Source organism: Citrobacter sp. L55 (genome assembly GCF_002850715.1).
Taxonomy (GTDB): Bacteria; Pseudomonadota; Gammaproteobacteria; order Enterobacterales; family Enterobacteriaceae; genus Citrobacter; species Citrobacter braakii.
In genome coordinates this window covers 54,398-81,343 of the sequence record NZ_KZ559412.1, presented here as the reverse complement: position 1 = coordinate 81,343, position 26,946 = coordinate 54,398, and the positions used below count along the sequence as shown (strand labels likewise).

The window sequence follows — 26,946 nt, the reverse complement described above, 5'->3', positions numbered from 1 at the left end:
GCAGGAGTATTATTCGTTTAAGGTAAGAAACTCATTAAATTGTTCGATGCTTGGATAAGATGATTGAGTGCCTTTCCCGGTAACGCTGAATGCAGCGAAGAGAGCGGCTTTTTTCATGGCGGCTTCGACATCACCGCTTTGAACGTAATAGTGGGCAAAACAACCGATGAAAGCGTCACCTGCACCACTGGTATCGACAGCGTTCACTTTAAACGCCGGGACATGGACTTCCTGGTCACGCGTCATCCACAGAGCGCCTTTCTCCCCCATGGTGACGATAATATTGTTCAGACCTTTATCGACCAAAGAACGTGCCGCGGCGCGAATATGGTCATAGGTATCCACCGGCATACCGGTTAATATTTCGAGCTCGGTTTCATTTGGCACGAAGAAATCGCATTTACAGGCATAAGACATATCTAATTCCCGTAATGCAGGGGCGGGATTTAATAACACTTCAATACCGTGTTTTTTACCGAATTCAATCGCGTGATAAACCGTTTCCAACTGTACTTCCAGCTGCAGGACAATAAGTTGACACTTTTTCAGATCTTCCGCCGCGCGATCGATATCTTCCGGGGAGAGAAACTTGTTGGCACCTTTAATAATCAGAATGCTGTTGCTGGAGTTTGCATTAACAAAGATCGGTGCAACGCCGCTGCTGGTGCAGGGTACCTTTTCGACATAGGTCGTATTAATCCCCCAGGATTCGAGATTACGAATGGTGTTATCCGCAAAAATATCATCACCGACTTTCGTCAGCATCAGCACTTTGGAGTTGAGCTTAGCAGCCGCAACGGCCTGATTTGCCCCTTTACCGCCACAACCAATTTTAAAGGCGGGTGCTTCCAGCGTTTCCCCTTCTTTGGGCATCTGGTTGATGTAGGTGATGAGATCCACCATGTTGGAGCCAATAACCGCGATATCCATTTTACTACCTCTCAGAAACAATCACACAACAATGATATTAAAATAACATTATCATGTTACTTCCGTATCATTTGTGACTAGGATCGCGATTGGAGGATCATTTTATTGTTTATTTATTATGCTAAATGTTGCATCTCTATCACACTCAAAATGATTAACTTGCTTACAATTGACTGAAAACTCGCTGCTTATAATCAATAAAACGTGTAAAAACACGCTTTTATTTCCCAATGGTCAGACGTATAGTAATGCAGCAATATCATGTTCCCAGAAACACATAAATGTTACTGAAGGAACATGAAAACATGATTCGTGGAGAGTGTGCATGGAAACCAAGCAAAAAGAACGTATTCGACGTCTGATGGAATTGTTGAAGAAGACCGACAGAATCCATCTGAAAGAGGCGGCGCGCATGCTGGAGGTTTCCGTGATGACCATCCGTCGGGATCTCAGCCAGGATGACGAACCATTGCCGCTTACGCTACTCGGTGGTTACATCGTGATGGTGAACAAGCCCGCCACCCTCGTTAACGCTCCGCTCCCCGTGCAAAAGCAGTATCATCGCGACGATTTACCGGTTGCCATTCTGGCCGCGGGACTGGTCAGTGAAAACGATCTGGTCTTTTTTGATAATGGTGCGGAAATGCCATTAGTCGTCAGCATGATCCCGGACGATATTACCTTTACCGGAATTTGCTACTCACACCGGGTATTCGTGGCGCTAAATGAAAAACCCAACGCCACGGTGATTCTTTGCGGGGGCACCTATCGGGCGAAAAGTGATGCCTTTTACGACACCAGCAATCCCTCTCCGCTGGATGCGCTCAACCCACGAAAAGTGTTTATCTCTGCCAGCGGAGTCCATGAGCATTTCGGCGTTAGCTGGTTCAATCCGGACGATCTGGCCACCAAACGCAAAGCGATGGAACGCGGATTGCGCAAAATTCTGCTAACCCGCCACGCCCTGTTTGATGAGGTTGCTCCCGCCAGCATTGGTCCGCTTTCCACTTTTGACGTACTGATAAGCGATCGCCCGTTGCCGGCAGATTACGCAACCCACTGCCGGAACGGCTCTGTCAAAGTCATCACCCCGGATTCAGACGGCGACTAACTCACTCAAAGAAAACCGTGATTTTGTTAAACATCGACGGGTCGGACTGGTTGCGGGCCACTTTCACCACATCTTCCAGCTTGTCGATCTGGCTTATCATCTGCTCAAGACGCTGATCGTCGTTGACCAGTAGCCAGATGCGGCTCTTGTCGCTGTCCTGAATCGGTAGACAGAGAATGCCTTCCACGTTGAACGCGCGGCGGGCAAACAGCCCGCAGACGTGGGTCATTACGCCCGGATGGTTGCGTACGGTGAGTTCCAGGATTACGTTGTCATGAGTCTGCTGTTGCATGGCTTATTCCCCCACCATTTCTGTGTTTGCCGCACCCGGCGGCACCATCGGGTACACTTTTTCTTCGGCATCGATGCGCACGTGGATCAGCGCAGGTCCAGGGCGATTAATAATCTCTTGCAACGCTGCCTGTGGATCCGCTTCGTTATTCAAATCGCAGGTTTCGAGGCCAAACCCGGCGGCTATCTGCATAAAGTTAATCATCCCCGGATATGTCGCTGCAAAAACGCCCTGCTTATAGAACAAACTCTGCTGCTGATACACCAGACCCAACGCTTCGTTATTCATCAGGATGATTTTAATATCCAGTTGATTTTCGCTGGCCGTCGCCATTTCCTGAATATTCATCATCAGGCTACCGTCGCCGGAGAAGCACAGCACCTTTTTGTCCGGGTTGACCAGCGCTGCGCCAATTGCCGCCGGCAGGCCAAAGCCCATGGTTCCCAGACCGCCGGAGGTCAGCCACTGACGAGGACGGTTCAGCGGGTAAGCCTGTGCGGCCCACATCTGATGCTGGCCTACGTCGGTGGTGATAATGGCATTGTCATCCACGCAGGCCGCTACGGCGTTGATCAGCCCATAGTGGCTGAGCGGGTCGCTTTCCTGCGGAATGCTGCAGGGGAATTCGCGTTGTAAATCGGCCACCATTTGATGCCACGACTCTCGCGGCTGCGCGTCAATTAATGGGATCAGTTGTGCCAGAACCTCATCGACATCCGCCTGAATCGCCACGTGCGGCTGTTTGATTTTACCCAGCTCCGCGCGGTCGATATCCACATGGATGATTTTGGCGTTCGGACAGAACTGCTCGGTTTTACCAATCGCCCGGTCATCAAAACGCGCGCCCAGAACAATCAATAAGTCCGCTTCTTGCAGAATAAAGTTAGTGCTGCGCGCGCCGTGCATACCCAGCATGCCTAACGACAGCGGATGCGCTTTCGGCAACATACCGAGCGCCATTAAGGTCATGGTGGTGGGCAGCATGGCTTTTTCTGCCAGTTCACGAACCCGCTCAGGCGCGTTAATCACGCCGCCGCCGAGATACAGCACCGGACGCTGTGCGGCGTTAATCATGGCTGCGGCATCGCGAATGCTGTCCTGGCTGAACGCCGGTGCCGCCATTTTCTGCGCGGGCTCCGGCATCTCTTCAATCTCAAAAACGGCGGTTTGAATATCCTTAGGAATGTCTATCCACACCGGGCCCGGACGGCCGGACTGCGCAATGCGGAACGCATCGCTCATGACCTGCGGTAATTCACTGATATGGCGGACCAGATAGTTGTGCTTGGTGATGGGGATAGAGATGCCGTAGGTGTCGACTTCCTGGAAGGCGTCGGTCCCGATCATTGAGGCCGGAACCTGCCCGGTGATACACACCAGCGGGATGGAATCCAGCCGCGCGTCGGCAATGGCGGTCACCAGGTTGGTCGCGCCCGGTCCGCTACAGGCCATACAGACGGCGGGTTTACCATCGGTTCTCGCCATCCCCTGCGCGATAAACCCCGCGCCCTGCTCGTGGCGCGCCAGGATATGACGGATTTGCGTGCTTTGGCTCAAGGCGTCATAGACGGGAAGAATCGATCCGCCAGGAATACCGGTGACCACCTGAATCCCCTGGCGTTCCATGAAATGAACGATGAATTCTGCGCCCGTAAAACGCGTACGCTTGGATGTTATGCCCGAACTTGCCATGCTCCAGTCCTTTTATTCTGGGCCTTTGCTTCGGGCAGGTCTCTTAAACGAAAAACCCCGCCCGGTTTGCGCCGGCGGGGTTTTGGAATCGTGTGTTGATCCGGACCCTACGGCGCATTGCCGACGACCACCACCACACGCACGACGACCGCTGCGCGAGATGGCGCAGTTTTTAGTAGGGTCGCAGTCAGCATGGAAGGGTTCATTAGGGACCTGTCTGTTTGTTGATTAACTGGATTTATACAAACACAGGTTTTTCAGCGTGACAATGGAAAATTTTTCATCTGCATAAAAATGCGTCAACGATCACATTTCGCTGTGCAGAGTCGGAAAACAAAAAACCCCGCCGGAGCGAGGTTTTTTTCAGCGCTGTGCGGTTGGTAGCCGCCGAACACACTGTGTTATGTCAACGGAAAAAGTATACGCGTTCTGCGAAGAACACGCAATTTCGGCACGAATTTTGATGGTTTTGAGTATGGAACATGAATGGCACAATGTCCATAAAATACTGTTAATTTATACAGTATTTATCTATAATGTCTCGGTACGCAATGTGTTATGCGGGGGCCGCATCGTAAACCGGCGCATCAAAGTCCTGGCTGAAACGGGTGGTGCCGTCAGCGCCTTAACCCCCGTGTGAGCACACTGTGTTATGTCAACAAAGGTGCTGGCAACAGGCAGCGGCGAGGTACGTCAGCACCGTGCTCCTTGTACCAAAAGGAGAGCGTATGAGCCTCGTGGATATCGCTATTCTTATCCTCAAACTCATTGTTGCAGCACTGCAACTACTTGATGCCGTTCTGAAATACGTTAAGTAATTCGGATTCAAGTCGCACCTAAGGGGAGCGGGTAACACTCCGCTCCCCTTTCACCTTCTCCCTGGTGCTTGTCTCGCGCCAATATGTTACGTTTTTATGACATTCTCAGGGAAGAACGCCACCATGACGCTTTCTGTTTTCTGCATTTTGCTGTTCGCCGCACTGCTGCACGCCAGTTGGAATGCCATTGTTAAAGCTGGAAACGATAAACTGTACTCGGCGATTGGCGTCAGCGGCTCCGCGGCGATTATGGCACTGATCTGCTTACCCTTCGCGCCTCAGCCTTCCACCGCCAGCCTGCCGTTTTTGGCTGTCTCAACCGCGTTGCAAGTGGTGTATACGGTCCTGGTCGCCAAAACCTATCAGGTTTCGGATATGAGCCAGACCTATCCTCTGATGCGTGGGACAGCACCGCTGCTGGTTGCGATTATCAGCGTCTTGTTCCTTGGCGATAGCCTGTCTGTGTTTGCCTGGGTGGGGATTGCTACGATCTGTCTGGCCATTCTCGGCATGGCATTTAACGGACGCAGCAGCTCACAACGCGGGATCGTACTGGCGCTCATTAACGCCTGCTTTATCGCTGGTTACACGCTGGTTGATGGCACCGGCGTACGCTTATCAGAAACCGCGCTCGGTTATACGCTGTGGACCTTCTTTCTGAACGGTTCCTGTCTGCTGGGCTGGGCGATGATCGCCCGGCGCCGGGAAGCGTCACGCTATCTGGTACAACAGTGGAAGAAAGGTATTCTGGGTGGAATTGGTACGATGGGTTCTTACGGTCTGGCGCTGTGGGCCATGACCCAGGCTCCGTTGGCGGTGGTCGCAGCGCTACGTGAAACCTCCATTCTGTTTGGCGCTCTGCTCGCCTGGCTGCTGCTGAAAGAAAAGGTTGCCGGAATACGCCTTGTCGCGGCCGCCGGTATTGCCGTAGGCGCTGTCTTACTTCGCTTGTCATGATCGCGCCGTAAAGCCGATGCAATCCGGCAACATTTGTTGCCGCTTTTTGTTTACATTTCCTGCCGTTCATCGCGTAAACATTCCAGCCCACTATCTGGCCTTCTTTTTCTGTTGTGGTAGATTCCACGCGCATTTACGGGAAAGTACAGCACCTTATTCTTCTTTTTTCTCTTTTTTAAAAGTAATCAGCGAAATGAAAAGGCATAGAAGCGTCAATTTGTTGTTGATGTTGGTATTACTGGTGGCGGTAGGTCAGATGGCGCAAACCATTTATATCCCCGCGATTGCTGATATGGCGCGTGAACTGAACGTTCGCGAAGGAGCGGTGCAAAGCGTAATGGCCGCCTACCTGCTGACATACGGCCTGTCACAACTGTTTTACGGCCCACTTTCCGATCGCGTTGGCCGCCGTCCGGTGATCCTCGCCGGAATGTCTATTTTTATGCTGGCCACGCTGGTCGCGATTACCACCCACAGCCTGACGGTACTGATTATCGCCAGTGCAATCCAGGGCATGGGCACAGGCGTCGGCGGTGTAATGGCGCGAACCTTACCGCGCGATCTGTACGAAGGCACGCAGCTGCGCCACGCGAATAGTTTGTTAAACATGGGGATTCTGGTGAGTCCGCTGCTGGCCCCGCTGATTGGCGGCATGCTGGATACCCTGTGGAACTGGCGCGCCTGTTACATCTTCCTGCTGGTTCTGTGCGCGGGCGTCACGTTTAGCATGGCGCGCTGGATGCCGGAAACGCGTCCTGCGGGCGCACCGCGTCCACGCCTTATCGCCAGCTATAAAACGCTGTTTGGTAACAGTTCTTTCACCTGTTACGTGCTGATGCTGATCGGCGGCCTGGCGGGCGTTGCGGTCTTCGAGGCCTGCTCCGGGGTATTGTTGGGCGCAAGGCTCGGTTTAAGCAGCATGGTGGTCAGTATCCTGTTTATTCTGCCCATCCCGGCGGCATTTTTCGGCGCCTGGTTCGCCGGTCGCCCGAATAAGCGTTTCTCGACGCTGATGTGGCAGTCGGTTATCTGCTGTCTGGTAGCCGGTTTAATGATGTGGATCCCGGGCCTGTTTGACGTGATGAACGTCTGGACGCTGCTGGTTCCCGCCGCACTATTTTTCTTCGGTGCCGGGATGCTGTTTCCGCTGGCAACCAGTGGCGCAATGGAGCCTTTCCCATTCCTGGCAGGCACTGCCGGTGCGCTGGTTGGGGGATTACAGAATATTGGTTCCGGCGTGCTGGCGTGGTTCTCTGCAATGCTGCCGCAGACCGGGCAAGCCAGTCTGGGCCTGCTGATGACCCTTATGGGACTGTTGATTTTTGTTTGCTGGCTTCCGCTGGCGTCACGCGTGTCGCATCAGGGGCAGGCGGTTTAAGCGTATGATGGCCCGGCTTATCGCCGGGCTTTTCGCATTCAGGCGCGATCATCGTCGTCAGTAACGGCTCCAGCGCCGGACGCCAGGCACCTTCCTCGCCATCATAAAACTGCGTATCCGCATTGATAGCATAGGGAATTTTCGCTTTTTTCAGTTCGCACGCCATAAAGCGGGCAAACGCCATTTGCGAGGCAGAAGGCGCGTTCCTGATGGTTTCTCCTGGCGACCAGCCTCCCACCCAACTGACATGACCCGTTTTCTGCTGCCAGTGAATGGCGGTATTGATACGGGCGCGAATAGCGGCCTTTTCTGCCGCTGTGCCTGAGGTCCACGGATATTTACCGTTATTTTTCAGCGGCCCCCACGGAAAAATATGCCATTGAGCCAGCACGGTATTCTGACTTTGCGGCGGCAGTTTCAGGTCAGGCAAATCTTCCGGCGCGGCGCGTAGTCGCGGCGCGATAAAAATCATCCGCTGCGGGTCGATGGCATGGACAGTACGAATGGTTTTGTCATACACCCGATTGAGCGACACCTGATTATGGTTGAGCTTATCAGAGGGTTCGTATATCAGGTCGAAACCCAGCAACGGCGAGCTTTGACCAAAGTAATGCGCCACCGCCACCCACCAGTTAACCACCTCTTTTTCGTTACCGGTACTTGGATCTTTTTTATATTCGTCAGCCTGATAGGCAATTATCGGGATCACGCCATACTGCTCGCAGGCTTCCACCAGCTTGCGCAGATGTATAAGCCGCGCCTCCGTAGGCTCTCCCGCCACGCGAATGCGCACGTGGGTTAACCCTTTCGCCTTGTAATCCCGCACCACCAGCGGATCGAATTCACGAATACCCCGATCGGTGCGCGCCCAGTCTACGTCCATCCCAACGCCAAGCTGCTGCGCATACTGCGCCGCGGTCAGCACAGGTTGCGCGGCACACACGGTGGCGCTGGCTAACAGTAAAAGGGAAACTATCGGCTTTAACACGGTCGTCCTTACGCAAATCATCAGGAGTGATATCACGTATTTAGCATGCTTTTTCACTTTGCGTGTAGCGAGAAAGCGTAAAAAATATTCGCGGCCCGCTTATTTAACCTGTTCCTGAAGCCAGCGAATAAACGCCTCGATTTTCGGCCATTGTCTGCCTGGCAGGGTGGTGATGTAGTAGTGCTGATGGCATTTCAGCGCCATATCGCCAAAAGGCGCAACCAGCTCTCCACTGTCGAGGCGTTTTTGCACCAGCCGCTTTCGGCCCATCGCCACGCCGATATGATTCATCGCCGCAATCACCGCCAAATCAGAACGATCGAAACCAATTCCCGACGATGTCGGCAGATTCACCGAAAAATGCTGCGCCCAACTGTGCCATTCATCGGTCCCGGAGTCGTTACTCCACGCCTGTCTGTCATGCAGCAACGTACAGTGCGGTAAATTCACCAGCGAACCGGTAAGGTCATGGCGGCGAGCGTAGTCCGGGCTGCATACCGGCAGGATCTCTTCATCCATCAGGAAGTGGTGCGTGAGCTGCGCGGAGGGCGCGTCGTCAAAATAGATGGCCAGATCGACCCCGGCACGCTGCAGATTGACGTTGTCGTTCCCGGTCAGCATGGTCAGCGAAATCGACGGATAGCGACGGGTAAAGTCGCCGAGCGCCGGAACCAGCCAGCACTGAGCGATAGAAGGCCGTGAGTACACGGTGAGCGTCCCGGACAACTCCTGATTTTTAATATCAAGGATTTCCTGATTCAGCGTATCCAGCGATGATTTCAGCGCCCAGAACACGCGCTTGCCCTCGTGGGTGAGTTCCACTTTACGATGCGAACGAACAAACAGCTGAATACCCAGCTCATCTTCCAGCTGATTAATGCGATGGCTGACAGCGCTGGGGCTTAGTGACAGCTCATCTGCCGCCAGCGCAAACGACTGGTGCCGGGCCGCCACTTCAAAGGTATACAGCTTTGACAACTGCCAGCCGTTGAGCAGCCGATTTCTGACCTCGCGTAAGGGATCCATGTTCACCTCCTGTCCTCCTGATTCATTCGCCGGAGTGTAAAAAAGTTCGCTGCAAAAATCAGCACAAAGATGAATCAAGGTGAACCATATCGCATAAACAAAGCGTAATTAGACGTAAATCACCTACTTGATGCAATCTGGCTCATGTGAAAGGGGATTTATATCGTTTGTCAGACCATGCCTTATTTTTGTCCAATAACCCTATATTAATCACAGGGCAAGGTGAGTTATGCACTCTCAAATCTGGGTTGTGAGCACGCTGCTGATAAGCATCGTGTTAATCGTTTTGACCATCGTGAAGTTCAAATTCCACCCGTTTCTGGCGCTGCTGTTAGCCAGCTTCTTCGTGGGTACGATGATGGGTATGGGGCCGCTGGATATGGTCAATGCCATTGAGAGTGGCATCGGCGGTACGCTGGGCTTCCTCGCCGCGGTTATCGGTCTTGGGACCATTCTTGGCAAAATGATGGAAGTGTCCGGCGCGGCCGAACGTATCGGCCTGACGCTACAGCGCTGTCGCTGGCTTTCCGCTGACGTCATTATGGTACTGGTCGGGCTGATTTGCGGGATCACACTGTTTGTTGAAGTCGGCGTAGTGCTGTTGATTCCTCTGGCCTTTTCAATTGCCAAAAAAACCAATACCTCGCTACTGAAGCTGGCGATTCCGTTATGTACAGCGCTGATGGCGGTACACTGCGTCGTGCCGCCGCATCCAGCCGCCCTGTTCGTGGCGAACAAGCTGGGCGCGGACATTGGCACCGTGATTGTCTACGGCTTACTGGTGGGCTTAATGGCCTCGCTGATCGGCGGTCCGCTGTATCTGAAATTCCTCGGTAACCGTCTGCCGTTTAAGCCGGTTCCGGCTGAGTTTTCCGACCTCAAGGTGCGCGACGAAAGTACGCTGCCATCGTTGGGCGCTACGCTATTTACCGTACTGCTGCCGATTGGCCTGATGCTGGTAAAAACCGTCGCTGAGCTGAACATGGCGAAAGGCAGCACGGTTTATACGCTGTTGGAGTTTATTGGTAACCCGATCACCGCGATGTTTATTGCCGTTTTCGTGGCCTATTACATTCTCGGCCTGCGTCAGCACATTGGCATGGGTGCGCTGCTGACCCACACCGAAAACGGTTTTGGCTCCATTGCTAACATTTTGCTGATTATCGGCGCAGGCGGCGCATTCAACGCTATCCTCAAGAGCAGCGGACTGGCGGATACCCTCGCGCTGATCCTCTCGAACATGCATATGCACCCGATTCTGCTGGCTTGGCTGGTGGCGTTAATCCTGCATGCTGCGGTGGGCTCTGCCACGGTGGCGATGATGGGTGCGACGGCAATCGTGGCCCCGATGCTGCCGCTCTACCCCAACGTTAGCCCGGAGATCATCGCCATTGCCATCGGTTCCGGCGCGATTGGCTGCACGATCGTCACCGATTCCCTCTTCTGGCTGGTGAAGCAGTACTGCGGCGCCACCCTAAATGAGACGTTCAAATATTATACGACCGCGACATTTATCGCGTCCGTTATTGCACTGGTTTGCACATTCCTGCTTTCCTTTATTATCTAAGCGCAAAGAGACTGACTATGGAAAACATTCAAACACTTATCGCCCAGCATCCTTTAGTGGAAGATCTGGTCGCTCTCAAGGAGACGACCTGGTTTAACCCTGGCACTACCTCTCTTGCGGAAGGTTTACCGTATGTTGGCCTGACAGAGCACGATGTTCAGGATGCCCACGCTCGTCTGACGCGCTTCGCGCCGTATCTGGCGCAGGCATTCCCGGAAACCGCAGCCACCGGCGGCATTATCGAATCCGAACTGGCCGTGATCCCGGCGATGCAAAAGCGGCTGGAAAAAGAGTATGGGCAGCGCATCAACGGCGAAATTCTGCTGAAGAAAGACAGCCATCTACCGATTTCCGGCTCAATTAAAGCGCGTGGCGGTATTTATGAAGTGCTAACCCACGCGGAAAAACTGGCGCTGGATGCCGGTCTGCTGACCACGCAAGACGATTACAGCATTCTGCTTTCGCCTGAGTTTAAACAGTTCTTCAGTCAGTACAGCATCGCCGTAGGCTCCACTGGCAACCTTGGGATGTCGATCGGCATTATGAGCGCCCGTATCGGTTTTAAGGTGACGGTTCATATGTCTGCCGACGCTCGCGCATGGAAAAAAGCCAAACTGCGCAGCCACGGCGTGACGGTCGTGGAGTATGAAGAAGATTATGGCGTGGCGGTTGAGCAGGGCCGTAAGGCGGCACAATCCGATCCGAACTGTTTCTTTATCGATGATGAAAATTCCCGCACGTTGTTTTTAGGTTATGCGGTAGCCGGCGAGCGTCTGAAGGCGCAGTTCACGCAGCAGGGGCGCGTGGTGGATGCCGACCATCCGCTGTTTGTTTACCTGCCGTGCGGCGTCGGCGGTGGGCCTGGCGGGGTGGCGTTTGGCCTGAAGCTGGCATTCGGCGATAACGTGCACTGCTTCTTCGCAGAACCTACCCATTCACCGTGCATGCTGCTGGGGATTTATACCGGACTGCACGATACAATTTCTGTGCAGGACATTGGCATCGATAACCTGACAGCGGCAGATGGGCTGGCGGTGGGCCGCGCGTCCGGCTTTGTTGGCCGGGCAATGGAACGTCTGCTCGACGGTCTGTACACCCTGGACGATCAGACTATGTACGACATGCTGGGCTGGCTGGCGCAGGAAGAAGGCATTCGCCTTGAGCCGTCGGCGCTGGCCGGGATGGCCGGTCCGCAGCACGTTTGCGCTTCTGCTGACTATCAGCAAATGCACGGCTTCAGCGCGGAGCAGCTCAATAACGCCACCCACCTGGTGTGGGCGACCGGCGGCGGCATGGTGCCGGAAGCCGAAATGGCGCAGTATCTGACCAAAGGACGTTAAACGCCGCTGAACTTAACGCAGCATCGCCATCAGTTCCATCGGTGAGCGATGTTGCTTCAGAAGGTCACGCATCACGCGCATATGCGGCGCGGTATGATTGAAGAAAGCGCTGTATCCGCCGCAAATCGCACTCTTTCCACTGCTGTCGCGATGCTTTGGGCAATCACCATGGCAAAAGCGTAATAGCGAACACGCCTGGCATTCCGCGCTCAGCGTGGTTCTCTTGGACTGACCAAACGCCGCTGCCCACGGGCTGGCGTTGAGCTCACTCAACGACGTGCGATGAATATTACCCAGGCGAAAATCAGGGTGAACATAGTGATCGCACTGATACAAATCGCCATTCGCTTCCAGAGCAAAAGCATGTCCGCAGGTGGAGCTTAGCGAACACATCTGCGCCGGGTGTCCGCACCATACGCCCAGAGTTGAATCAAATAACTGGACGAATACGCGGCCAATATCCTCTCTGACCCAGATATCAAAGACGGAATTCAGGAAGGTTCCCCACGCCTGAGGCGGGACGGATTCGGCGGTAAGCTCGCTGTCTTCATCATATTCAACCAGCGGAATGAACTGCAAAAAAGGCGTGCCAAGCTGGCGAAGGTAGCGATACATCTGTCCTGGTCGCTGGCTGTTCAGAGAATTAACCACTACCAGCAGATTGAACTCCACCTGATGCTTACGGAGCCTGGCAATGGCGTCCACCACCTTATGGTGAGTCGGTTTTCCGCTGCGGTTAACACGATAAGCATCGTGCAACTCGGCGGGGCCATCCAACGAAATCCCCACCAGCCAGCCGTTATCGTGCAAAAACTGACACCATTCGTCGTTGAGCAAAATCCCGTTGGTCTGGAACGCGTTATGGATTTTCTTCCCTTCCCTGTACTGTTTTTGCAACGTCACTACGCGGCGAAAAAAGTCGATGCCACAGAGGGTTGGCTCTCCGCCCTGCCAGGCGAACATCACGTCAGCCCCCGGCTGTGCGGCGATATGCTGACGGATAAACGTCTCTAAGGTGGCGTCGTCCATTTCGGGTTGAGTGGGTTTATCGATGTAAAAACAGTAACGACAATCCAGGTTACAACGAGAGCTGGCTGGTTTGGCCATGACCTGACATCCTGTCATGCTAAATTCCCGATAAACGCAATAAGTTGGCGGACATGCGTTACAGCAAACAGTATTGCGAGGGATAACACCGCGAGGGAGATCATAAATTTGTCACGCACCGCGCGAGATTCAGAAAAATCGCTATGCGTAACATCCATCAGATTACGGCTGCGGGTATAGCGCCACAGAACGATTGCCACCAGCGCCAGCACCACAATTGAAACCCAAAACAGGAAACCCGCCTGATGCCAGTTGTGCTTCAGCGCCAACGCCATTAGCGCGCCATAACCCAGAAGCGTACGAAACCAGGCCAGCGATGTTCGCTCCGGTTGTAACCCCGGATCGGCGATACGTCGCGACTTACGGCTATCCGGCATACAGCACCAGTCCCATGACAATCACCGCGACGATCAACAAAATCAGACTGATGATTAACAGGCTATGGGTATAGGGCAAATCCTCTTTCAGGCGCATCGCCCTCTCATTACGCAGCCAGCGCAGGTAGCCATAAATCGCCAGACCACCGGCAAACAGGCACAGCAACAGCGCCAAAAGCTCACGAATTACCGGCGTGGCAAAATCCGGAGCCAGTTGGTCGAGACCAACCCCCGCCGCCAGAAACCCCAGCGCGGTACGGATCCACGCCAGAAAGGTACGCTCATTTGCCAGTGAGAAGCGGTAATCCGGGGCTTCTCCAAGGCGGGAAATTTTCATTCAAACTCCTCTGGCTGTCATTGCCGGATGGCGGCTAATGCCTTATCCGGCCGACAGGTAAGTGCAAATATGAGTATCTGCGCCAATTGGCATTGTAGTCAGAACTTCTGCTTTTTCTCCTCCACTTTTACGCCCTGGGTTGGTAAACCGGTGTCGTAATCGCGTACCACGGGAGAATAGCCGTCTTGCGGGCGCGGGCGAAAAGCGCCCATCCAGCGCGGTACGGCGTCAGGACGCCAGGGACGCAAACTCCACTGATAGGTGCGGAATGGATCGCGGATTTTATCCATATAGTCCAGCAGCGCGTCGTGCATCTGGCAGCGAACATCGGCTAATTGCGGAGAATCTATCTGGTTGTGTAGCTCATCGGGATCGTTTCGTCTGTCGTAAAGCTCATCACTGGTAAACAGGTTCAGCACCAGCTTCCAGTCATCCGTCACCCAGCAACGTACCGGTATAAATCCGCCAAAACTGTCATGTTCAATCTCATAACGATTGAACTCCACCATCACACCACGTGGTTTTTCAACGGTAAGGATGTTTTCACCCGGCAGGATTTGTGGCTTCTCAATACCCGCCAGCGCCATCATCGTCGGCAGCAGATCGATATGGCTGACCGGCGTGTCTACCTGCATTGATTCTCCCTGAGGCGAGCGCATAATCAGCGGAATTCGCGTGATGTCGTCATACATCGCTGCCCCCTTACTGATGAGCTTATGCGCCCCCATCATCTCGCCATGATCGGAGGTGTAAATGACCCAGGTGTTGTCCCGCTGCACGGGCGTTAAGGTATTAATAACCCGGCCAATCTGGTCATCGACAAAGTCGTTGCAGGCAAAATAGAGCGGATGGTGATAGCGCCCATCATCACCTACCGGCGAAGGCATCGCTTCAGACCAAAGACGATGATGTTCAGGTTTGTTACTCAAAGAGTCGTGCGCCTTCATCCCCAGGTCATAATAAAAATCCTGATATTTCTGCAGATACTCCACGGGACAGGTAAACGGGTGATGCGGCTCGTCGTAGGAAACTACCATCAGGAAGGGTTCTTCATCACGTGCAGGGTGGCGGAGGAAATCAATCGCCCGGTTACTGATGCGGTGCGCCCAGGTAAAGGTTTCATTGATATTGTTATCCAGCAAATCCTCCACGCTGTTCAGACCGTTACGCCACAAACCGATCTCTTTGTCCGTCAGTTCCGCGAGGTAATTTGCCCCGTCATACCAGTAGTCAGCATCCCATTCGGGCGGGCACTCGCCGGTACCAAAGTAATCGTGCCCGTCGAGATGCCACTTGCCGATGTAGCAGGTGTGATAGCCCGCATCCTTAAAATAGCGTCCCATGGTGGAGATATTTTTCCCCGGCGCGACGTTATTGGTCCACGGGCCGGACTGGTTGGCATAAATCCCGGTAAACAGCCCAGCGCGGGCCGGAGTGCACACCGGTGAGCAGGTATAAGCAGAATTGAAGCGAATACCTTCCGCCGCCAGGCTATCAATGTTATTGGTATTCAGCGACTTACCACTATAACAGCCGACCATATTGGTCGCCTGAGTATCAGTCATAATGAACAGGAAATTAGGGCGGGTCATGCTTTATCCTTAGCGTCAGAGACAGAAAGTGCAGTGGCCAAACGACGCGTATGCCAGGTGCTGTAAATTAAATACATCATCACTGCCGCCGTAATTGAGTAGCAGAGAATCGTCAGCCATTGGGTGTTGTACCCTCCAAACTGCGCCAGTCCAGCATAGACGCCGAGCATCGCGGTCAGGATACCGACAGAGGCAAGTTTGGCGTTTTTCCACGGCTTCATGTCTACCGCAAAAGCATCATGGAATTTAAACGGCGTCGCACGCGGCTTGATAATGCCGATAACCAGCATCACCACCACGTTGATGCAGAAGGACAGGCCAGTACGTAAAGGAAGTGAAAGTCGAACTTCACCAGATAATTAATGGTGATGTAGCTGACGATACCGAGTCCCATAGCGACTTTCGCTGCCAGCGCAGGAATGCGCGGGAAAAAGAATCCCATGATGATGATGGTCACCAAAGGCACGTTATAAATACCGTTGAGCTGTTTCATCCAGCTGTAGAGTCCTTCCGGTGCATTAGCGATCCACGGTGCTACCAGCACGGAAATTACCGCGATAAAGAATCCGAACTTACGCCCAACCCGAACCAGCTGTTCCGGTTGGGCGTGTTGATTAATAATCCGCCGATATATTCCCATGCTAAATAAGGTACTGGCGCTGTTTAAAAATCCATTGAATGTACTGATTACCGCGCCGAATAAAACGGCACCGAAAAACCCCACCAAAGGGACAGGAAGCACGTTATTTACCAGTGTCGGATATGCCATATCCGCCTTTGGCAGATCCTGGTATAGATGAAAAGCAATTAAACCTGGTAATACCAGCACCAGTGGATCGAGCATTTTCAATACCGCTGTGAGCAATGCTCCTTTCTGCCCTTCGGCGAGGCTTTTGGAAGCCAGCGTACGTTGTACGATGCCCTGATTAGTACACCAGTAGAAGGTATTCACCAGAATCAAACCGGTAAAGGCTGCACCTATCGGCAGCGGATCGTTCGCTCCACCAATTGAGTTTAATTTCTCCGCATGTACGGTGGTCAGTTGCTCAACACCTTGTAAAAAACTGCCTTTTCCCATCGCAATCAGGCCGAACACGGGGACCATCAATCCACCAATCACCAGCCCTATACCATTGATAGAATCGGCCACCGCCATCGCACGTAAACCGCCGATCACCGCATAAATAATCCCGGCAAGGCCCAGCAAAATAACCAGTAACCAGATTGCTGCGCCCTGAGAAATATTCAGCGATTCACCGATGTGAAAAAGGCTATTCAGCGCCAGCGCCCCTGAATAAAGCACAATCGGCAGGAAGCAGACGCCAGTGGCAATAAGAAAGCAAAAATCGATAATGATTCGCGTGGTTTTATCGTAACGCTCTTCCAGAAAATCTGGGATCGTAGCGATACCACGTTGCAGATAGCGAGGTAGAAAAATCAGCGCCAGAAAGATAAGCGTCACCGCAGAGGTGACTTCCCAACCCATAACCGACATTCCGCTTTTGTAAGCCTGACCAGACAGACCAACCAACTGTTCGGTTGAAAGGTTAGTTAGCATCAATGACGCGGCAATCACCGGCGCTTTCAATGAACGCCCGGCAAGAAAATACCCTTGTTGCGATCCGGTATCCGTTTTACGTACCTTCCACCAGGTGATTAGCGCCACCAGCAGCGTAAAGCCCACAAAGCTCAGAATTTGTAGCGTATTCATCTCATAGCCCTTATTTTTCATTATGTCCCGGCAGCTGTAGGGGGAATGCAAGGTAATGTGCGCCGGGTCAGGCAGTCAGATTTCTTAAAATAAAAACGTCATATCCCTGAACAGATTTTTTCTGTTAAGTTCAGGTTGTGGGCATAATTCTCCGGTGGGAAATTAAAATGAATGGAAAGATGCAAAGTTCGCATGTAAAAAACGAAACTACGTACAATATTCCCCTGTTGATTAATGAAAGTGTGATCTCCAGCGGGATTTCATTGATCTCGCTGTGGCACACCTATGCCGACGAACATTATCGGGTTATTTGGCCACGTGATAAGAAAAAACCGCTGATTGCTAATTCATGGGTTGCGGTCTACACCGTCCAGGGCTGTGGAAAAATCCTTCTTAAAGGCGGTGAACAAATCACGCTTACCGGAAACTGTATAATCTTTTTAAAACCAACCGATATACAGTCTTATCACTGTGAAGGGTTGGTATGGGAACAATACTGGATGGAATTCACACCAACCAGCGTAATGGATATTCCGCTACGACAACAAAGCATTATTTATAATGGTGATATTTATAATCATGAGCTGACCAAAGTTTCGCGATTAATTACATCCCCAGACTCAATAAAAAATAATCTGGCAGTCGCCTTTCTCACAAAAATAATTTATCAATGGATTTGTCTTATTTACGCCGAAGGTAAAAAAGACCCACAGCGAATACAGATTGAAAAACTGATTGCCACTCTACATGCCAGTCTACAAAAACGGTGGAGCGTGGCGGATATGGCAGCCACTATCCCCTGTAGCGAAGCCTGGCTACGTCGTCTTTTTTTACGCTATACCGGAAAAACACCGAAAGAATACTATCTGGATGCGCGGCTGGAACTGGCGTTATCGCTGTTAAAGCAAGAGGGAAATACGGTCGGGCAGGTCGCTGATATACTTAACTTCTTTGACTCGTTTCATTTCAGCAAGGCGTTTAAACACAAATTTGGCTATGCGCCGTCGGCGGTATTGAAACATGCGGACCGGCACCCAGAGGATGCCGGTCAACTGGGTTAGCGCAGTTCCGGCCAGTACTCTTTGTTAGCGTCGATCAAATCATCCAGAATCGCTTTAGCTACAGACGCACTCGGCACGGTTTTCGACAGGGTGATAGCCTGCCACAAACGCTGGTAAGAGCGGTGCTCCCAGGCATCGACCACCAACTTCTCAACCGCCACCTGCTGGCTCATCAACCCTTTCTGGAACTGCGGGATATCCCCCACCGTCAGCGGCTCCGGGCCGTTATGCCCCACCAGGCATGGGATCTCGACCATCGCTTCATCATCAAAGTTATGAATCGCACCATTATTTGGCACACTCAGCAGCATCCGCTCCTGAGTGTTAAAGGCGATGGCCGCCGCCAGATCGACAATGTAGGAAGCATGTTCGTCAATCTCCAGTTCACCGGCCGCAGAATGGCCCGCCTCAATAATGGCCCGGCAGGAACCGAACACCTGTTTTTCGCGGTGATCCATAACCTCGTTGGCACGGGTACGCTGCGGATTGGAGTGCTGGACCACGTAATCCGGAAACAGATAGTATTTCAGGTAGGTATTTGGCATGGTGTCCGGATCCAGCGCCTGCACATCCTTCGCCTTAGCGAAGGTATCATTCCAGCTCGCCTCCGTATGCGGGTCGTTCGATGGCGGCACATAACCATGCTTCGCCACGTATTCACGCAGCTTCGGCATCAAATCGTTACCCTGGAGATCTTCAATTGATGTCCACCAGCCAAAGTGGTTCAGCCCGTAGTAGCGCACGCGCATCTGTTTACGATCTTTAAGGCCGACGATCTGCGCCATCCGTCCTTCAATACCGATGGGCATATCGCAAATATTGAGGATTTTCGCATTTGGACGCAGTCTACGCGTGGCTTCAGCCACAATTGCCGCCGGGTTAGAGTAGTTAAGCATCCAGGCGTTTGGTGAATATTTTTCCATATAATCCACCAGTTCCAGCACACCGCCAATAGATCGCATGCCGTAGGCAATCCCGCCCGGCCCACAGGTTTCCTGGCCTAACACCCCGTGACGTAATGGGATTTTCTCGTCTTGTTCACGCATTGGGTATTTACCCACGCGGATATGTGCCATCACAAAATCAACATCGGTAAACGCAGTTTTGGGATCGGTGGTGTAACTAAACTCTATCTCCGGCGCCTGCTCTTTGAGGATGATTTTACACGCCTCGGCAATCACCTCCTGACGCGCGCCATCGTTGTCATAAAATTTCAGCGCACGAAGCGGGAAACGGTCCTGATTTGCCAGCAACATCAGCACGATGCCCGGCGTAAAGGTACTACCACCACCTGCGATAACCACTGAGAATTTTTTCATGATACTGCCTCCGTCATGGGGATCTGTTCGTTTGATAAAGTAGATTTCATTAGCGTTTCGAGCTGGTCGCGTACCTGAGGGACGTGTAAACCAACAATGACCTGAATACCATTGCCGCGACGCACAACACCGTGTGCACCCAGCGCTTTGAAGACGTCATCGCTTTGCGTTTTCGCCATGTCGTGAAGCGCAATCCGCAGGCGAGTGGCGCAGTTATTAATACTTTCGATATTGCCTGCGCCGCCTAACGCTTGCAGAAAACCGGCCGCCTGTCCCAGTTTGGTGTCTGGCGCAGTGGCGGTGGTTTGCCCACGCGCGGCTTTATAGTCAGCTTTGGTGTAGAGTTTGATTTCGCTGTCTTCCCGGCCCGGCGTTTTCAGGTTGAAGCGCAGGATCAGCGCGCGGAAGATGGTGAAATAGATCGTGGTAAAGGCCAGGCCAATCGCTATCTGGGTGAACATCATTCCGGCATGGTTGTGGAACATTGGGATCCAGTTTTGCGGTAAGAACTGGTCAAGCAGGCCGCCACCCATATTGCCTACCACGCCGCAGAGATACATTACCGTCGCCATGGAGGCCGCCAGCACGGCGTGTACAGCAAACAGCAAGGGTGAGATAAACAGGAAGGTGAACTCCAGCGGTTCGGTAATCCCTACCAACACAGCCGTTAGCGTAGCGGGGATCAATAATCCCGCCACCTTCACCCGGTTTTCCGGAGAGGCAGTGAAGTAAAGCGCCAGAGCAATACCTAATGAACCAAAGATTTTCGAATTGCCGTGCAGAGCAAAACCCCCTTCCGGGAACAGCGTTTTCAGCGACTCTGTGCTTTGGCTGAATTCCTGCAAGTGCTGCGCCCAGTAGACCTGGATGCCACCTTCCACCGCCGCAGGGCCGAAGATAAATGGACCATAGACGAAGTGATGCAGCCCGGTCGGAATCAAAATACGCTCAAGGAAGGTATAAACCCATACCCCCAGTGCACCCGCAGAACGCAGAAAAGCTTGCAGAGATTCAATCCCCATCTGCACCTTTGGCCAACCCAGCAGCGTCAGCCAGGCACAGGGAATCATCACCAGGAAGGCAATGATCACCACAAACGATGTTCCCTGAAAAATACCGAGAAATACTGGCAAGGGTTTGTCGAAATAACGGTTATGCAAAGCAGTAACAATACCGGAAATGACAATGGCGCCGATGATGCTGGTATCAAGTGTTTTAATCCCAGCCATCATCGTTAAGCCGCTACCTGCCGTCGGGTCTGCGCTAAAATCCACGCCGAAGAAATCTCCCCAGGTCATGCCCATGGCATTGATGAAGTAATTCCACGTAAGAAAGCTGACCAGTACCGCCAGGCAAGCGCGCCCCTGAGCCTGTTTCGCCAGACCGATCGGCAGACCAACGGCGAAAATCAGCGGCATATTGCGAAATACCGTCCAGCCACCTTCTTCGATGATATGAACGATTTGTGCGAACAAACTGTTGGGAGCGGTAAGCGCTTCACCCACAAACAGCGGGTTGCGCAGCATAATAGCGATACCGACGACGATACCGGCAAAGGGAAACAGCAGCACCGGGGTGAACATCGCGCCGCCAAAGCGTTGTATTTGACTGAGCATTTTCACATCCTCATATAACAACCAGTAGGGGAGAGGCCTTTTTTGTAGTGATTGCTGGCCTGATACGAGAATAGAAAGTTGCGATCCTTCAGACATGGCATGCCGCTGCGATTCGTGATCGCTTTCATGGTTTTAATTTCGGCAATGAGGTCTACTTTTTACGTAAAAGTTAGACATCAAAAGGTTTATGGTGCGGTAATTAAAAGAAAAAAGAGGTCTGGTAGTGATCTACAAATCAATTGCGGAACGACTACGAATTCGCCTGAATTCTTCTGATTACAACATCGGTAGCCCGTTGCCTGGTGAAAAAAAGCTTGCCCAAGAGTTCGCGGTTTCACGAATGACGATCCGTAAAGCAATTGATATGTTGATTGGCTGGGGATTGGTCGTACGCCGTCATGGGAGTGGAACTTATGTGGCGCGCAAAGATGTCCATCATGAAACCACAAACCTGACCGGACTGGCGGAAGTACTGAAGCGACAAGGGAAAGAGGTCACCAGTGAAGTACTGGTATTTGAAGTGATGCCCGCACCACCAGCAATTGCCAGCCAACTGCGTATCCAGATTAATGAACGCATCTACTTCTCACGTCGCGTTCGCTATGTGGACGGCAAGCCGCTGATGCTTGAAGACAGCTACATGCCGGTAAAATTATTCCGTAATTTATCGCTGGCGCATCTGGAAGGGTCAAAATTCGATTACATTGAGAAAGAGTGCGGAATAACTATCAGCGGCAACTATGAAAGTCTGACTCCCGTTCTTGCCGATAAACAGCTTTCCGCGCAGATGAACGTACCTGAACAGACGCCATTGCTGCGGATTACCTCACTGTCCTACAGCGATAGCGGGGAGTTTTTGAATTATTCGGTGATGTTCAGAAACGCCAGCGAGTACCAGGTGGACTACCACTTACGGCGCGTCCACCCAGACTCAGCGTGACTAACCCATTCCCCAAAAAATCACCGCCAGCAGTTGCGGCGTGATAATTCTCAGGAACATCACCAGCGGATAAACGGTCGCATACGAAAGCGCCGCTGCCCCGCTGGTGGCATGCAGGTTGTTAGCAAATGCCAGTGCAGGCGGATCGGTCATTGAGCCAGCCAGCATGCCGCACAGCGTGAGGTAGTTCATTTTGACGAAAATCCTCGCCAGCAGCCCCACGGTAATCAGCGGAATCGCGGTGATGAAAATACCGTAGCCCACCCAGCTCAGGCCATCCCCCTGCGTCAGGGTATGAACAAAATCACCGCCTGACTTCAGACCAACCACTGCGAGAAACAGCACGATACCCAACTCTCGCAGCGCCAGGTTAGCGCTGGGGGGCATAAACCAATACAACTTACCGATGCTGCCAATACGCCCCAGGATCAACGCCATAATCAGCGGCCCACCGGCCAACCCCAGTTTTAGCGCCACCGGGAACCCAGGAATGAACAGCGGGATTGAACCCAGCAGAACACCCAACCCGATCCCGATAAATACCGGCAGCATCTGCACCTGCTGCAGTTTTTGCTGGGCGTTACCCACCACATTAGCAACAGCATCAATCGAGGAAGGTCGACCGACCAGATTGAGGATGTCGCCAAACTGCAGGCTGGCGTCGCTGCTGGCTACCAGCTCAACCCCCGCACGGTTCAGACGGGAGATAACCACGTCGTAACGTTCTTTGAAATGCAGGTCGCGGATTCGTTTCCCCAGCACCTGTTCGTTGGTCACCACCACGCGCTCAACGCGTAAATCGGTACCTCGCGTCGACAGCGATGTGTCCACCTCCTGCCCAATCACCACCTGCGCATTGTGCAGATCAGCAGGCTGACCAACCAGGTGTAGCAGGTCGCCCATCTGAATAATCGTCCCCGGCGACGGCACCATCAATGTTTCTTCACGTTTTAAACGTGAGCAGATGATTTTGTCGCTGTTCAGGATTGGGACATCCTGAATCGCCATATTGTTGAGGTTCGGGTTTTCCACACGGATATTCATCGTCTGAATCAGCGCGTGTCCGTTGGTCAGCGTGGATTCATGCTGATGGGCTTCGGCATCAACGTTAACGCGAAAAATAAGGCGCATCAGCCACATAGTGAGCAAAATACCGCAGATACCAAAAGGATAAGCCATGGCATAGCTCATCCCCATCTGATCCACCACATCAACAGGAGTACCCAGATCGCGCAGAATCTGCTGCCCCGCGCCTAACGCCGGAGTATTAGTGACCGCACCGGAAAAAATGCCCAGCACCACGGGAAGGGGAATGGCAAAAATCTTATGCAGGATCGCGGTGACCAGGCCACCCATGATAACAATCAGCACGGCAAACAGATTCAGCCGTAGGCCCGAAACGCGCAGTGACGCAAAAAAGCCCGGCCCCACCTGAATACCGATGGTGTAGACGAAAAGAATCAGGCCAAATTCCTGAATAAAATGCAGCATGTCGCCGCTCAGGGTCATCCCTGCCTGATCGACAAAATGCCCGACAATAATACCGCCGAACAGCACGCCTCCGATGCCAAAACCAACACCACGTATTTTTATGTTGCCGATCCATAATCCGACAACTGCCACCATTGCCAGAACGCTGACCGTCAATGCTATATCACTCATTTTCCTGTTCCCTGTGAATAACATTTTATTTAACGAAGATTATGACTGAACCGTTCAGGCATGAATGCAGAGTGGCGCACATTATCATGCTACAGAGCGCCCAGGAGCGCTTAAGAAGGGCGTTCTTTACTGTTTTTCTTCACGTCGATTTGAAATTGCTGAATGCTTTTTTCTGGCAATGGCAGCGCTTCCGGCATCCTGCCCTCCCAGATAATAGTTTCATGTGGGCTGAGGCACAAAAAAGCCCCGTCATTTCTGGCGGGGCAAAGGCATGGAGCTATTTAACTGTCTAATGCGGGACGTTCGCTGATGGCGATACGTTGTGGAGCGATGGTTTCAGGTTCATTCCGGGTCAAATCGATATGCAGCAAGCCGTTAGTGAAGCTTGCGCCGGAGACTTCCATATTTTCAGCCAGCGTAAAGCTCAGGCTGAACGGCTGAGTGACCAGCCCCTGATGCAACCATTTGGTCTCTTTTTCCGGCTGCTGCGGCGTACCTTTCACGGTCAGGCGCGTGCCTTCCAGTTGAATATCCAGATCTTCCTGGCGGAAACCGGCTAACGCAAGGGTAATGCGGTAGTGGTTATCATCGCTCTTTTCGATGTTATAAGGCGGGAAGCTCTGGCTTTCGCCCGTGTTTTGCAAGGCATTGGCCAGTTTGTCAAAACCGATCCATTGACGCAGCAGTGGGGATAAATCGTAGTTACGCATAATAATCTCCTTCTAAGAAGCGAGTAAGTACCTTTTGGCTCCCTGACGGCAAGCCGATTGCTTAACAGGGCCGCCTGAAGCGGCCCACAGAATTAGTTGATTTCGATGCGGCGCGGCTTGTTCGCCTCGGGAATCACGCGTTCGAGATCGATATACAGCAGACCATTCACCAGGTTCGCGCCGCGAACATGAATGTTCTCCGCTAACTGGAACTTACGTTCGAAGTTGCGCTCGGCAATCCCCTGATACAGGTAAGTACGTTCTTTTTGATCGTCCGCATGGGCGCCTTTCACCACCAGCAGATTGTCCTGGGCAGTAATTTCCAGTTCGCTTTCAGCAAAACCAGCAACGGCAATCGCAATTCGGTAATGGTTTTCGTCTACCAGCTCAACGTTATACGGAGGGTAGCCGCCATTGCTCTGGCCCTGATTGTTTTCCAGCAGGTTAAACAGGCGATCAAAACCAATAGCAGAACGGTACAGCGGGGATAAATCAAAGTTACGCATAATCAATAGCTCCTGAAATCAGCGAGAATAATAGACCTTCCATCATGGACAGGTCAGGTAGCCAGGACACCCATCAGGCATGCCCTTCATTTGTCTACACTCTAAAAATGGGTCTTAATACAAACTTTTCAAGCGTATTCATCTGACTTTTTTTGCAGTTTGTTGTCTATTGCATACACTGGTGTGAGCAGTTGTTATCGTTAAATCGCGATAGCCGCCACAGTGTGACGAAATGGTGATGTTATTTTCGCAACGGATCGCTTTAACTCACCATGCAAACACAATAAATACAGATGAAAAAAATGATGATAAAAAAAATGTTGGTAACACTGACAATGTGCAGCGGGATGGCGTTTGTGAGCGGCTGTTCCAGCATTATGTCGCATACCGGAGGCAAAGAAGGGACGTATCCTGGCACGCGCGCCAGCGCCACAATGATTAGCGAAAGTGATACAAACTGGGGAACCAAGTCACTGGCGATTCTGGATATGCCGTTTACCGCAGTACTGGATACAGTATTACTTCCGTGGGATCTCTTTCGCAAAGATAACTCGGTGAGATCCCGTGTAGAAAAAAGCGAGGAGAGAACGCAGGCCACGAACGCCGTTATCCCTCCGGCTGAAATGCCTGCTCCTTAAGTTAACGCCCTGTCTCTGTTACCCACAGCTGGCGGAAACCCTCGACGTCTTCCATCCACGCAACCTGTCGACCATCAGGAGAGAAGATGATCGCATCGCCCGATGGTGGGTTGCCGTGACGGTCCGTTAGAAAATCAACCTCTCCCGTCTGAGCATCACAACAAGCAATTTTGTTATCCAGTACAAACCCCAGCCATTTCCCTGAAGGATGCCAGTTGAATGCTGACTGAATATCCGTGGCGCAGCGGGTAAGCTGACGCGGTTCCCCTCCTTGTGGGGAAATCAGCCACAGTTGCACAATGCCGACGTCATCACGCATTAAAAACGCAATATCAGATGCCTTTGGATTACTGCGCACCCAATGGCGCGGCTGATTTACCAGACCGGGAAAGGCGCGCGCATGAGTAAACGTCAGGCGGCGTTGATTAATACCGAATGGCGGCGCAGGCATTGTTGCCTCAGTGCCCTCCAGCGGAGCGTCGCCCGGCTGTTTCCAGCCGCTTTCATCCTGTGGTAAATCAACAATAAATAACTCCGGCACTTTCTCGTCCGTGACTGATAACGTATCACCGATAAACGCCAGTCTGTTTTCCCCTACCCAGCCCTCTTCATAGGCGCGGTTAATCTCATCGCTACCCGGTTTAGGCGTGGGTGTCGTCTGGGTTACCAGCACGCACCAATGGCTCCCGCTGTACTCACGGGGATGCTGCGCGGAGACCGTCACCGGACCATAGGGCGCAGCCACACCGACATTGCGTAAATCCAGCGCCGGTGAGCGCTCATGCAGCACATGGTCGTTATAGGTGAAACTGACAAACTCGCCGCTCGGGCTAAATACATGTACATGACTACCGCCGCGCAGCGCGCCCGGCGTATATGGGGCGGTAATATCCATCGCATCCAGATTCTCCACTTTTGCCTGCGTAGCTATCACCCCACGCCGATGATGGAAGTCGTAATGCCATGTTTCATCAGGATTTTCAGGCCCATGAATAAACACATATTTTTCCACCTTTGGATGAACGGTCACCACGCCAACGTGCGATCCCTGCATGGCCCGATAAATCACCTCCAGCTCGCCAGTATGAATATTGACGCGCTCAATTGTGTCGCCGGTAAAAGAGGCACCGGAAGGGCGCACATCAAAGACCAGCCACTGGCTGTCCGGTGTCCAGGTATTGATATTGGTAAGCTGATGATTACGCGGCGTAAAGGTGATTTGCTTCATGGAATGCCCTGATACAAGACGATTTCAGCAATCATACTTCACA

The 26,946-nt window shown here is 52.5% G+C and carries 26 protein-coding genes, 1 pseudogene and 1 other annotated feature; of the genes and pseudogenes, 10 read left to right on the top strand and 17 right to left on the bottom strand.

Going from position 1 to position 26,946, the window contains the following annotated elements; translation table 11 throughout:
* Window positions 1-9: 9 nt before the first annotated feature.
* Window positions 10-930 (bottom strand): ribokinase, encoded by a 921-nt coding sequence (gene rbsK / locus B9P82_RS21680; protein ID WP_003827124.1) that lies wholly within the window; start codon window positions 928-930, stop codon window positions 10-12.
* A gap of 325 nt (window positions 931-1,255) precedes the next feature.
* Here rbsK and B9P82_RS21675 point away from each other — a divergent pair, with 325 nt between their 5' ends.
* Window positions 1,256-2,041 carry a DeoR family transcriptional regulator gene (locus B9P82_RS21675; RefSeq protein WP_016157805.1) on the top strand — a complete coding sequence of 262 codons (786 nt, stop codon included), beginning with the start codon at window positions 1,256-1,258 and terminating at the stop codon, window positions 2,039-2,041.
* A 1-nt stretch (window position 2,042) separates the two neighbouring features.
* Here the strand turns inward: B9P82_RS21675 and ilvN are convergent, their stop codons facing one another.
* From ilvN to ivbL, 3 genes are all read right to left on the bottom strand, one after another.
* Window positions 2,043-2,333 (bottom strand): acetolactate synthase small subunit, encoded by a 291-nt coding sequence (gene ilvN / locus B9P82_RS21670; RefSeq protein ID WP_003023914.1) that lies wholly within the window; start codon window positions 2,331-2,333, stop codon window positions 2,043-2,045.
* Window positions 2,334-2,336: 3 nt separating this feature from the next.
* Window positions 2,337-4,025 (bottom strand): acetolactate synthase large subunit, encoded by a 1,689-nt coding sequence (gene ilvB, locus B9P82_RS21665; protein WP_016155049.1) that lies wholly within the window; start codon window positions 4,023-4,025, stop codon window positions 2,337-2,339.
* A 107-nt stretch (window positions 4,026-4,132) separates the two neighbouring features.
* A complete protein-coding gene (gene ivbL / locus B9P82_RS21660) occupies window positions 4,133-4,231 on the bottom strand; it encodes an ilvB operon leader peptide IvbL (protein ID WP_003827118.1) in 99 nt (32 codons plus the stop codon).
* A 522-nt stretch (window positions 4,232-4,753) separates the two neighbouring features.
* Between ivbL and tisB the strand changes: the two genes are divergently transcribed.
* The 3 genes from tisB to emrD all read left to right on the top strand — a co-directional run bounded on the left by tisB (window position 4,754) and on the right by emrD (window position 7,178).
* Window positions 4,754-4,843 (top strand): type I toxin-antitoxin system toxin TisB, encoded by a 90-nt coding sequence (tisB, locus tag B9P82_RS21650; protein ID WP_003023909.1) that lies wholly within the window; start codon window positions 4,754-4,756, stop codon window positions 4,841-4,843.
* Between the two features lie 123 nt (window positions 4,844-4,966).
* Window positions 4,967-5,800, top strand: a complete 834-nt coding sequence (locus B9P82_RS21645; RefSeq protein WP_016155051.1) for a DMT family transporter — start codon at window positions 4,967-4,969, stop codon at window positions 5,798-5,800.
* Window positions 5,801-5,993: 193 nt separating this feature from the next.
* A complete protein-coding gene (emrD, locus tag B9P82_RS21640; protein WP_075848952.1) occupies window positions 5,994-7,178 on the top strand; it encodes a multidrug efflux MFS transporter EmrD in 1,185 nt (394 codons plus the stop codon).
* On the opposite strand, the gene B9P82_RS21635 is transcribed toward emrD, so the two are convergent.
* Together B9P82_RS21635 and dsdC are read right to left on the bottom strand one after the other, a co-directional pair.
* Complete coding sequence (locus tag B9P82_RS21635; RefSeq protein ID WP_085055756.1) at window positions 7,105-8,187, bottom strand: cellulase family glycosylhydrolase; 1,083 nt, start codon at window positions 8,185-8,187, stop codon at window positions 7,105-7,107. The genes emrD and B9P82_RS21635 overlap by 74 nt on opposite strands.
* A 78-nt stretch (window positions 8,188-8,265) precedes the next feature.
* Window positions 8,266-9,192: a DNA-binding transcriptional regulator DsdC gene (dsdC, locus tag B9P82_RS21630; RefSeq protein WP_016155054.1), complete on the bottom strand. Its 927-nt coding sequence runs from the start codon at window positions 9,190-9,192 to the stop codon at window positions 8,266-8,268.
* 229 nt (window positions 9,193-9,421) lie between these two features.
* Here dsdC and dsdX point away from each other — a divergent pair, with 229 nt between their 5' ends.
* The gene (gene dsdX / locus B9P82_RS21625) at window positions 9,422-10,759 is read left to right on the top strand and encodes a D-serine transporter DsdX (RefSeq protein ID WP_016157809.1); all 1,338 of its coding nucleotides are present in this window, start codon (window positions 9,422-9,424) and stop codon (window positions 10,757-10,759) included.
* 17 nt (window positions 10,760-10,776) lie between these two features.
* Window positions 10,777-12,099: a D-serine ammonia-lyase gene (gene dsdA / locus B9P82_RS21620; RefSeq protein WP_101700902.1), complete on the top strand. Its 1,323-nt coding sequence runs from the start codon at window positions 10,777-10,779 to the stop codon at window positions 12,097-12,099.
* Between the two features lie 12 nt (window positions 12,100-12,111).
* Here dsdA and B9P82_RS21615 read toward each other — a convergent pair whose 3' ends face one another.
* The 5 genes and pseudogenes from B9P82_RS21615 to B9P82_RS21595 form a co-directional block, all read right to left on the bottom strand.
* Window positions 12,112-13,224, bottom strand: a complete 1,113-nt coding sequence (locus B9P82_RS21615) for an anaerobic sulfatase maturase (protein WP_168188454.1) — start codon at window positions 13,222-13,224, stop codon at window positions 12,112-12,114.
* A complete protein-coding gene (locus B9P82_RS21610; protein ID WP_016155058.1) occupies window positions 13,221-13,583 on the bottom strand; it encodes a DUF202 domain-containing protein in 363 nt (120 codons plus the stop codon). Before B9P82_RS21610 ends, B9P82_RS21615 begins: the two co-directional genes overlap by 4 nt.
* Window positions 13,573-13,920: a YidH family protein gene (locus tag B9P82_RS21605; protein WP_016155059.1), complete on the bottom strand. Its 348-nt coding sequence runs from the start codon at window positions 13,918-13,920 to the stop codon at window positions 13,573-13,575. The genes B9P82_RS21610 and B9P82_RS21605 overlap by 11 nt, the downstream gene beginning before the upstream one ends.
* Before the next feature lie 98 nt (window positions 13,921-14,018).
* Complete coding sequence (locus B9P82_RS21600) at window positions 14,019-15,512, bottom strand: sulfatase-like hydrolase/transferase (protein ID WP_019078011.1); 1,494 nt, start codon at window positions 15,510-15,512, stop codon at window positions 14,019-14,021.
* A pseudogene (locus tag B9P82_RS21595) lies at window positions 15,509-17,223 on the bottom strand (solute:sodium symporter family transporter). Before B9P82_RS21595 ends, B9P82_RS21600 begins: the two are co-directional and overlap by 4 nt.
* A gap of 167 nt (window positions 17,224-17,390) precedes the next feature.
* On the opposite strand from B9P82_RS21595, the gene B9P82_RS21590 reads away from it, so the two are divergent.
* Complete coding sequence (locus B9P82_RS21590) at window positions 17,391-18,284, top strand: AraC family transcriptional regulator (protein ID WP_101700900.1); 894 nt, start codon at window positions 17,391-17,393, stop codon at window positions 18,282-18,284.
* Here B9P82_RS21590 and B9P82_RS21585 read toward each other — a convergent pair.
* Window positions 18,281-19,603, bottom strand: coding sequence for a 6-phospho-alpha-glucosidase (locus B9P82_RS21585; protein ID WP_101700898.1), 1,323 nt, complete (start codon window positions 19,601-19,603; stop codon window positions 18,281-18,283). The genes B9P82_RS21590 and B9P82_RS21585 overlap by 4 nt on opposite strands.
* The gene (locus tag B9P82_RS21580) at window positions 19,600-21,219 is read right to left on the bottom strand and encodes an alpha-glucoside-specific PTS transporter subunit IIBC (RefSeq protein ID WP_101700897.1); all 1,620 of its coding nucleotides are present in this window, start codon (window positions 21,217-21,219) and stop codon (window positions 19,600-19,602) included. The genes B9P82_RS21585 and B9P82_RS21580 overlap by 4 nt, the downstream gene beginning before the upstream one ends.
* A 223-nt stretch (window positions 21,220-21,442) precedes the next feature.
* Between B9P82_RS21580 and B9P82_RS21575 the strand changes: the two genes are divergently transcribed.
* Entirely contained in the window at window positions 21,443-22,159 is a 717-nt protein-coding gene (locus tag B9P82_RS21575; RefSeq protein ID WP_046276201.1) for a GntR family transcriptional regulator, read from the top strand.
* On the opposite strand, the gene B9P82_RS21570 is transcribed toward B9P82_RS21575, so the two are convergent.
* Window positions 22,160-23,821: a putative transporter gene (locus B9P82_RS21570; RefSeq protein ID WP_016155061.1), complete on the bottom strand. Its 1,662-nt coding sequence runs from the start codon at window positions 23,819-23,821 to the stop codon at window positions 22,160-22,162.
* A gap of 71 nt (window positions 23,822-23,892) precedes the next feature.
* Here B9P82_RS21570 and B9P82_RS28325 point away from each other — a divergent pair, with 71 nt between their 5' ends.
* Window positions 23,893-24,114: a hypothetical protein gene (locus tag B9P82_RS28325; protein WP_137352488.1), complete on the top strand. Its 222-nt coding sequence runs from the start codon at window positions 23,893-23,895 to the stop codon at window positions 24,112-24,114.
* Here the strand turns inward: B9P82_RS28325 and ibpB are convergent.
* Window positions 24,103-24,531, bottom strand: a complete 429-nt coding sequence (ibpB, locus tag B9P82_RS21565) for a small heat shock chaperone IbpB (protein ID WP_003827096.1) — start codon at window positions 24,529-24,531, stop codon at window positions 24,103-24,105. The two genes, B9P82_RS28325 and ibpB, sit on opposite strands and share 12 nt — an antisense overlap.
* A gap of 92 nt (window positions 24,532-24,623) precedes the next feature.
* Window positions 24,624-25,037, bottom strand: coding sequence for a small heat shock chaperone IbpA (ibpA, locus tag B9P82_RS21560; RefSeq protein WP_003023882.1), 414 nt, complete (start codon window positions 25,035-25,037; stop codon window positions 24,624-24,626).
* Window positions 25,031-25,103 (bottom strand) — a sequence feature (ROSE (Repression Of Heat Shock gene Expression) occurs in the 5'-region of heat shock genes and acts as an RNA thermometer to modulate expression.). Its footprint overlaps the gene before it by 7 nt.
* 239 nt (window positions 25,104-25,342) lie before the next feature.
* Between ibpA and B9P82_RS21555 the strand changes: the two genes are divergently transcribed.
* On the top strand, window positions 25,343-25,675 hold the full coding sequence (locus tag B9P82_RS21555; protein ID WP_165500175.1) for a YceK/YidQ family lipoprotein: 333 nt from the start codon (window positions 25,343-25,345) through the stop codon (window positions 25,673-25,675).
* Window position 25,676: 1 nt separating this feature from the next.
* On the opposite strand, the gene B9P82_RS21550 is transcribed toward B9P82_RS21555, so the two are convergent.
* Window positions 25,677-26,903, bottom strand: coding sequence for a DUF3748 domain-containing protein (locus B9P82_RS21550; RefSeq protein ID WP_101700896.1), 1,227 nt, complete (start codon window positions 26,901-26,903; stop codon window positions 25,677-25,679).
* Window positions 26,904-26,946 lie beyond the last annotated feature (43 nt).

What these genes read in the sequence shown, in the direction of transcription:
- rbsK (WP_003827124.1), bottom strand. Translation starts at nt 930, where the DNA reads ATGGATATCGCGGTTATTGGCTCCAACATGGTGGATCTCATCACCTAC.
- B9P82_RS21675 (WP_016157805.1), top strand. Translation starts at nt 1,256, where the DNA reads ATGGAAACCAAGCAAAAAGAACGTATTCGACGTCTGATGGAATTGTTG.
- ilvN (WP_003023914.1), bottom strand. Translation starts at nt 2,333, where the DNA reads ATGCAACAGCAGACTCATGACAACGTAATCCTGGAACTCACCGTACGC.
- ilvB (WP_016155049.1), bottom strand. Translation starts at nt 4,025, where the DNA reads ATGGCAAGTTCGGGCATAACATCCAAGCGTACGCGTTTTACGGGCGCA.
- ivbL (WP_003827118.1), bottom strand. Translation starts at nt 4,231, where the DNA reads ATGAACCCTTCCATGCTGACTGCGACCCTACTAAAAACTGCGCCATCT.
- tisB (WP_003023909.1), top strand. Translation starts at nt 4,754, where the DNA reads ATGAGCCTCGTGGATATCGCTATTCTTATCCTCAAACTCATTGTTGCA.
- B9P82_RS21645 (WP_016155051.1), top strand. Translation starts at nt 4,967, where the DNA reads ATGACGCTTTCTGTTTTCTGCATTTTGCTGTTCGCCGCACTGCTGCAC.
- emrD (WP_075848952.1), top strand. Translation starts at nt 5,994, where the DNA reads ATGAAAAGGCATAGAAGCGTCAATTTGTTGTTGATGTTGGTATTACTG.
- B9P82_RS21635 (WP_085055756.1), bottom strand. Translation starts at nt 8,187, where the DNA reads ATGATTTGCGTAAGGACGACCGTGTTAAAGCCGATAGTTTCCCTTTTA.
- dsdC (WP_016155054.1), bottom strand. Translation starts at nt 9,192, where the DNA reads ATGGATCCCTTACGCGAGGTCAGAAATCGGCTGCTCAACGGCTGGCAG.
- dsdX (WP_016157809.1), top strand. Translation starts at nt 9,422, where the DNA reads ATGCACTCTCAAATCTGGGTTGTGAGCACGCTGCTGATAAGCATCGTG.
- dsdA (WP_101700902.1), top strand. Translation starts at nt 10,777, where the DNA reads ATGGAAAACATTCAAACACTTATCGCCCAGCATCCTTTAGTGGAAGAT.
- B9P82_RS21615 (WP_168188454.1), bottom strand. Translation starts at nt 13,224, where the DNA reads ATGACAGGATGTCAGGTCATGGCCAAACCAGCCAGCTCTCGTTGTAAC.
- B9P82_RS21610 (WP_016155058.1), bottom strand. Translation starts at nt 13,583, where the DNA reads ATGCCGGATAGCCGTAAGTCGCGACGTATCGCCGATCCGGGGTTACAA.
- B9P82_RS21605 (WP_016155059.1), bottom strand. Translation starts at nt 13,920, where the DNA reads ATGAAAATTTCCCGCCTTGGAGAAGCCCCGGATTACCGCTTCTCACTG.
- B9P82_RS21600 (WP_019078011.1), bottom strand. Translation starts at nt 15,512, where the DNA reads ATGACCCGCCCTAATTTCCTGTTCATTATGACTGATACTCAGGCGACC.
- B9P82_RS21590 (WP_101700900.1), top strand. Translation starts at nt 17,391, where the DNA reads ATGAATGGAAAGATGCAAAGTTCGCATGTAAAAAACGAAACTACGTAC.
- B9P82_RS21585 (WP_101700898.1), bottom strand. Translation starts at nt 19,603, where the DNA reads ATGAAAAAATTCTCAGTGGTTATCGCAGGTGGTGGTAGTACCTTTACG.
- B9P82_RS21580 (WP_101700897.1), bottom strand. Translation starts at nt 21,219, where the DNA reads ATGCTCAGTCAAATACAACGCTTTGGCGGCGCGATGTTCACCCCGGTG.
- B9P82_RS21570 (WP_016155061.1), bottom strand. Translation starts at nt 23,821, where the DNA reads ATGAGTGATATAGCATTGACGGTCAGCGTTCTGGCAATGGTGGCAGTT.
- ibpB (WP_003827096.1), bottom strand. Translation starts at nt 24,531, where the DNA reads ATGCGTAACTACGATTTATCCCCACTGCTGCGTCAATGGATCGGTTTT.
- ibpA (WP_003023882.1), bottom strand. Translation starts at nt 25,037, where the DNA reads ATGCGTAACTTTGATTTATCCCCGCTGTACCGTTCTGCTATTGGTTTT.
- B9P82_RS21555 (WP_165500175.1), top strand. Translation starts at nt 25,343, where the DNA reads ATGATAAAAAAAATGTTGGTAACACTGACAATGTGCAGCGGGATGGCG.
- B9P82_RS21550 (WP_101700896.1), bottom strand. Translation starts at nt 26,903, where the DNA reads ATGAAGCAAATCACCTTTACGCCGCGTAATCATCAGCTTACCAATATC.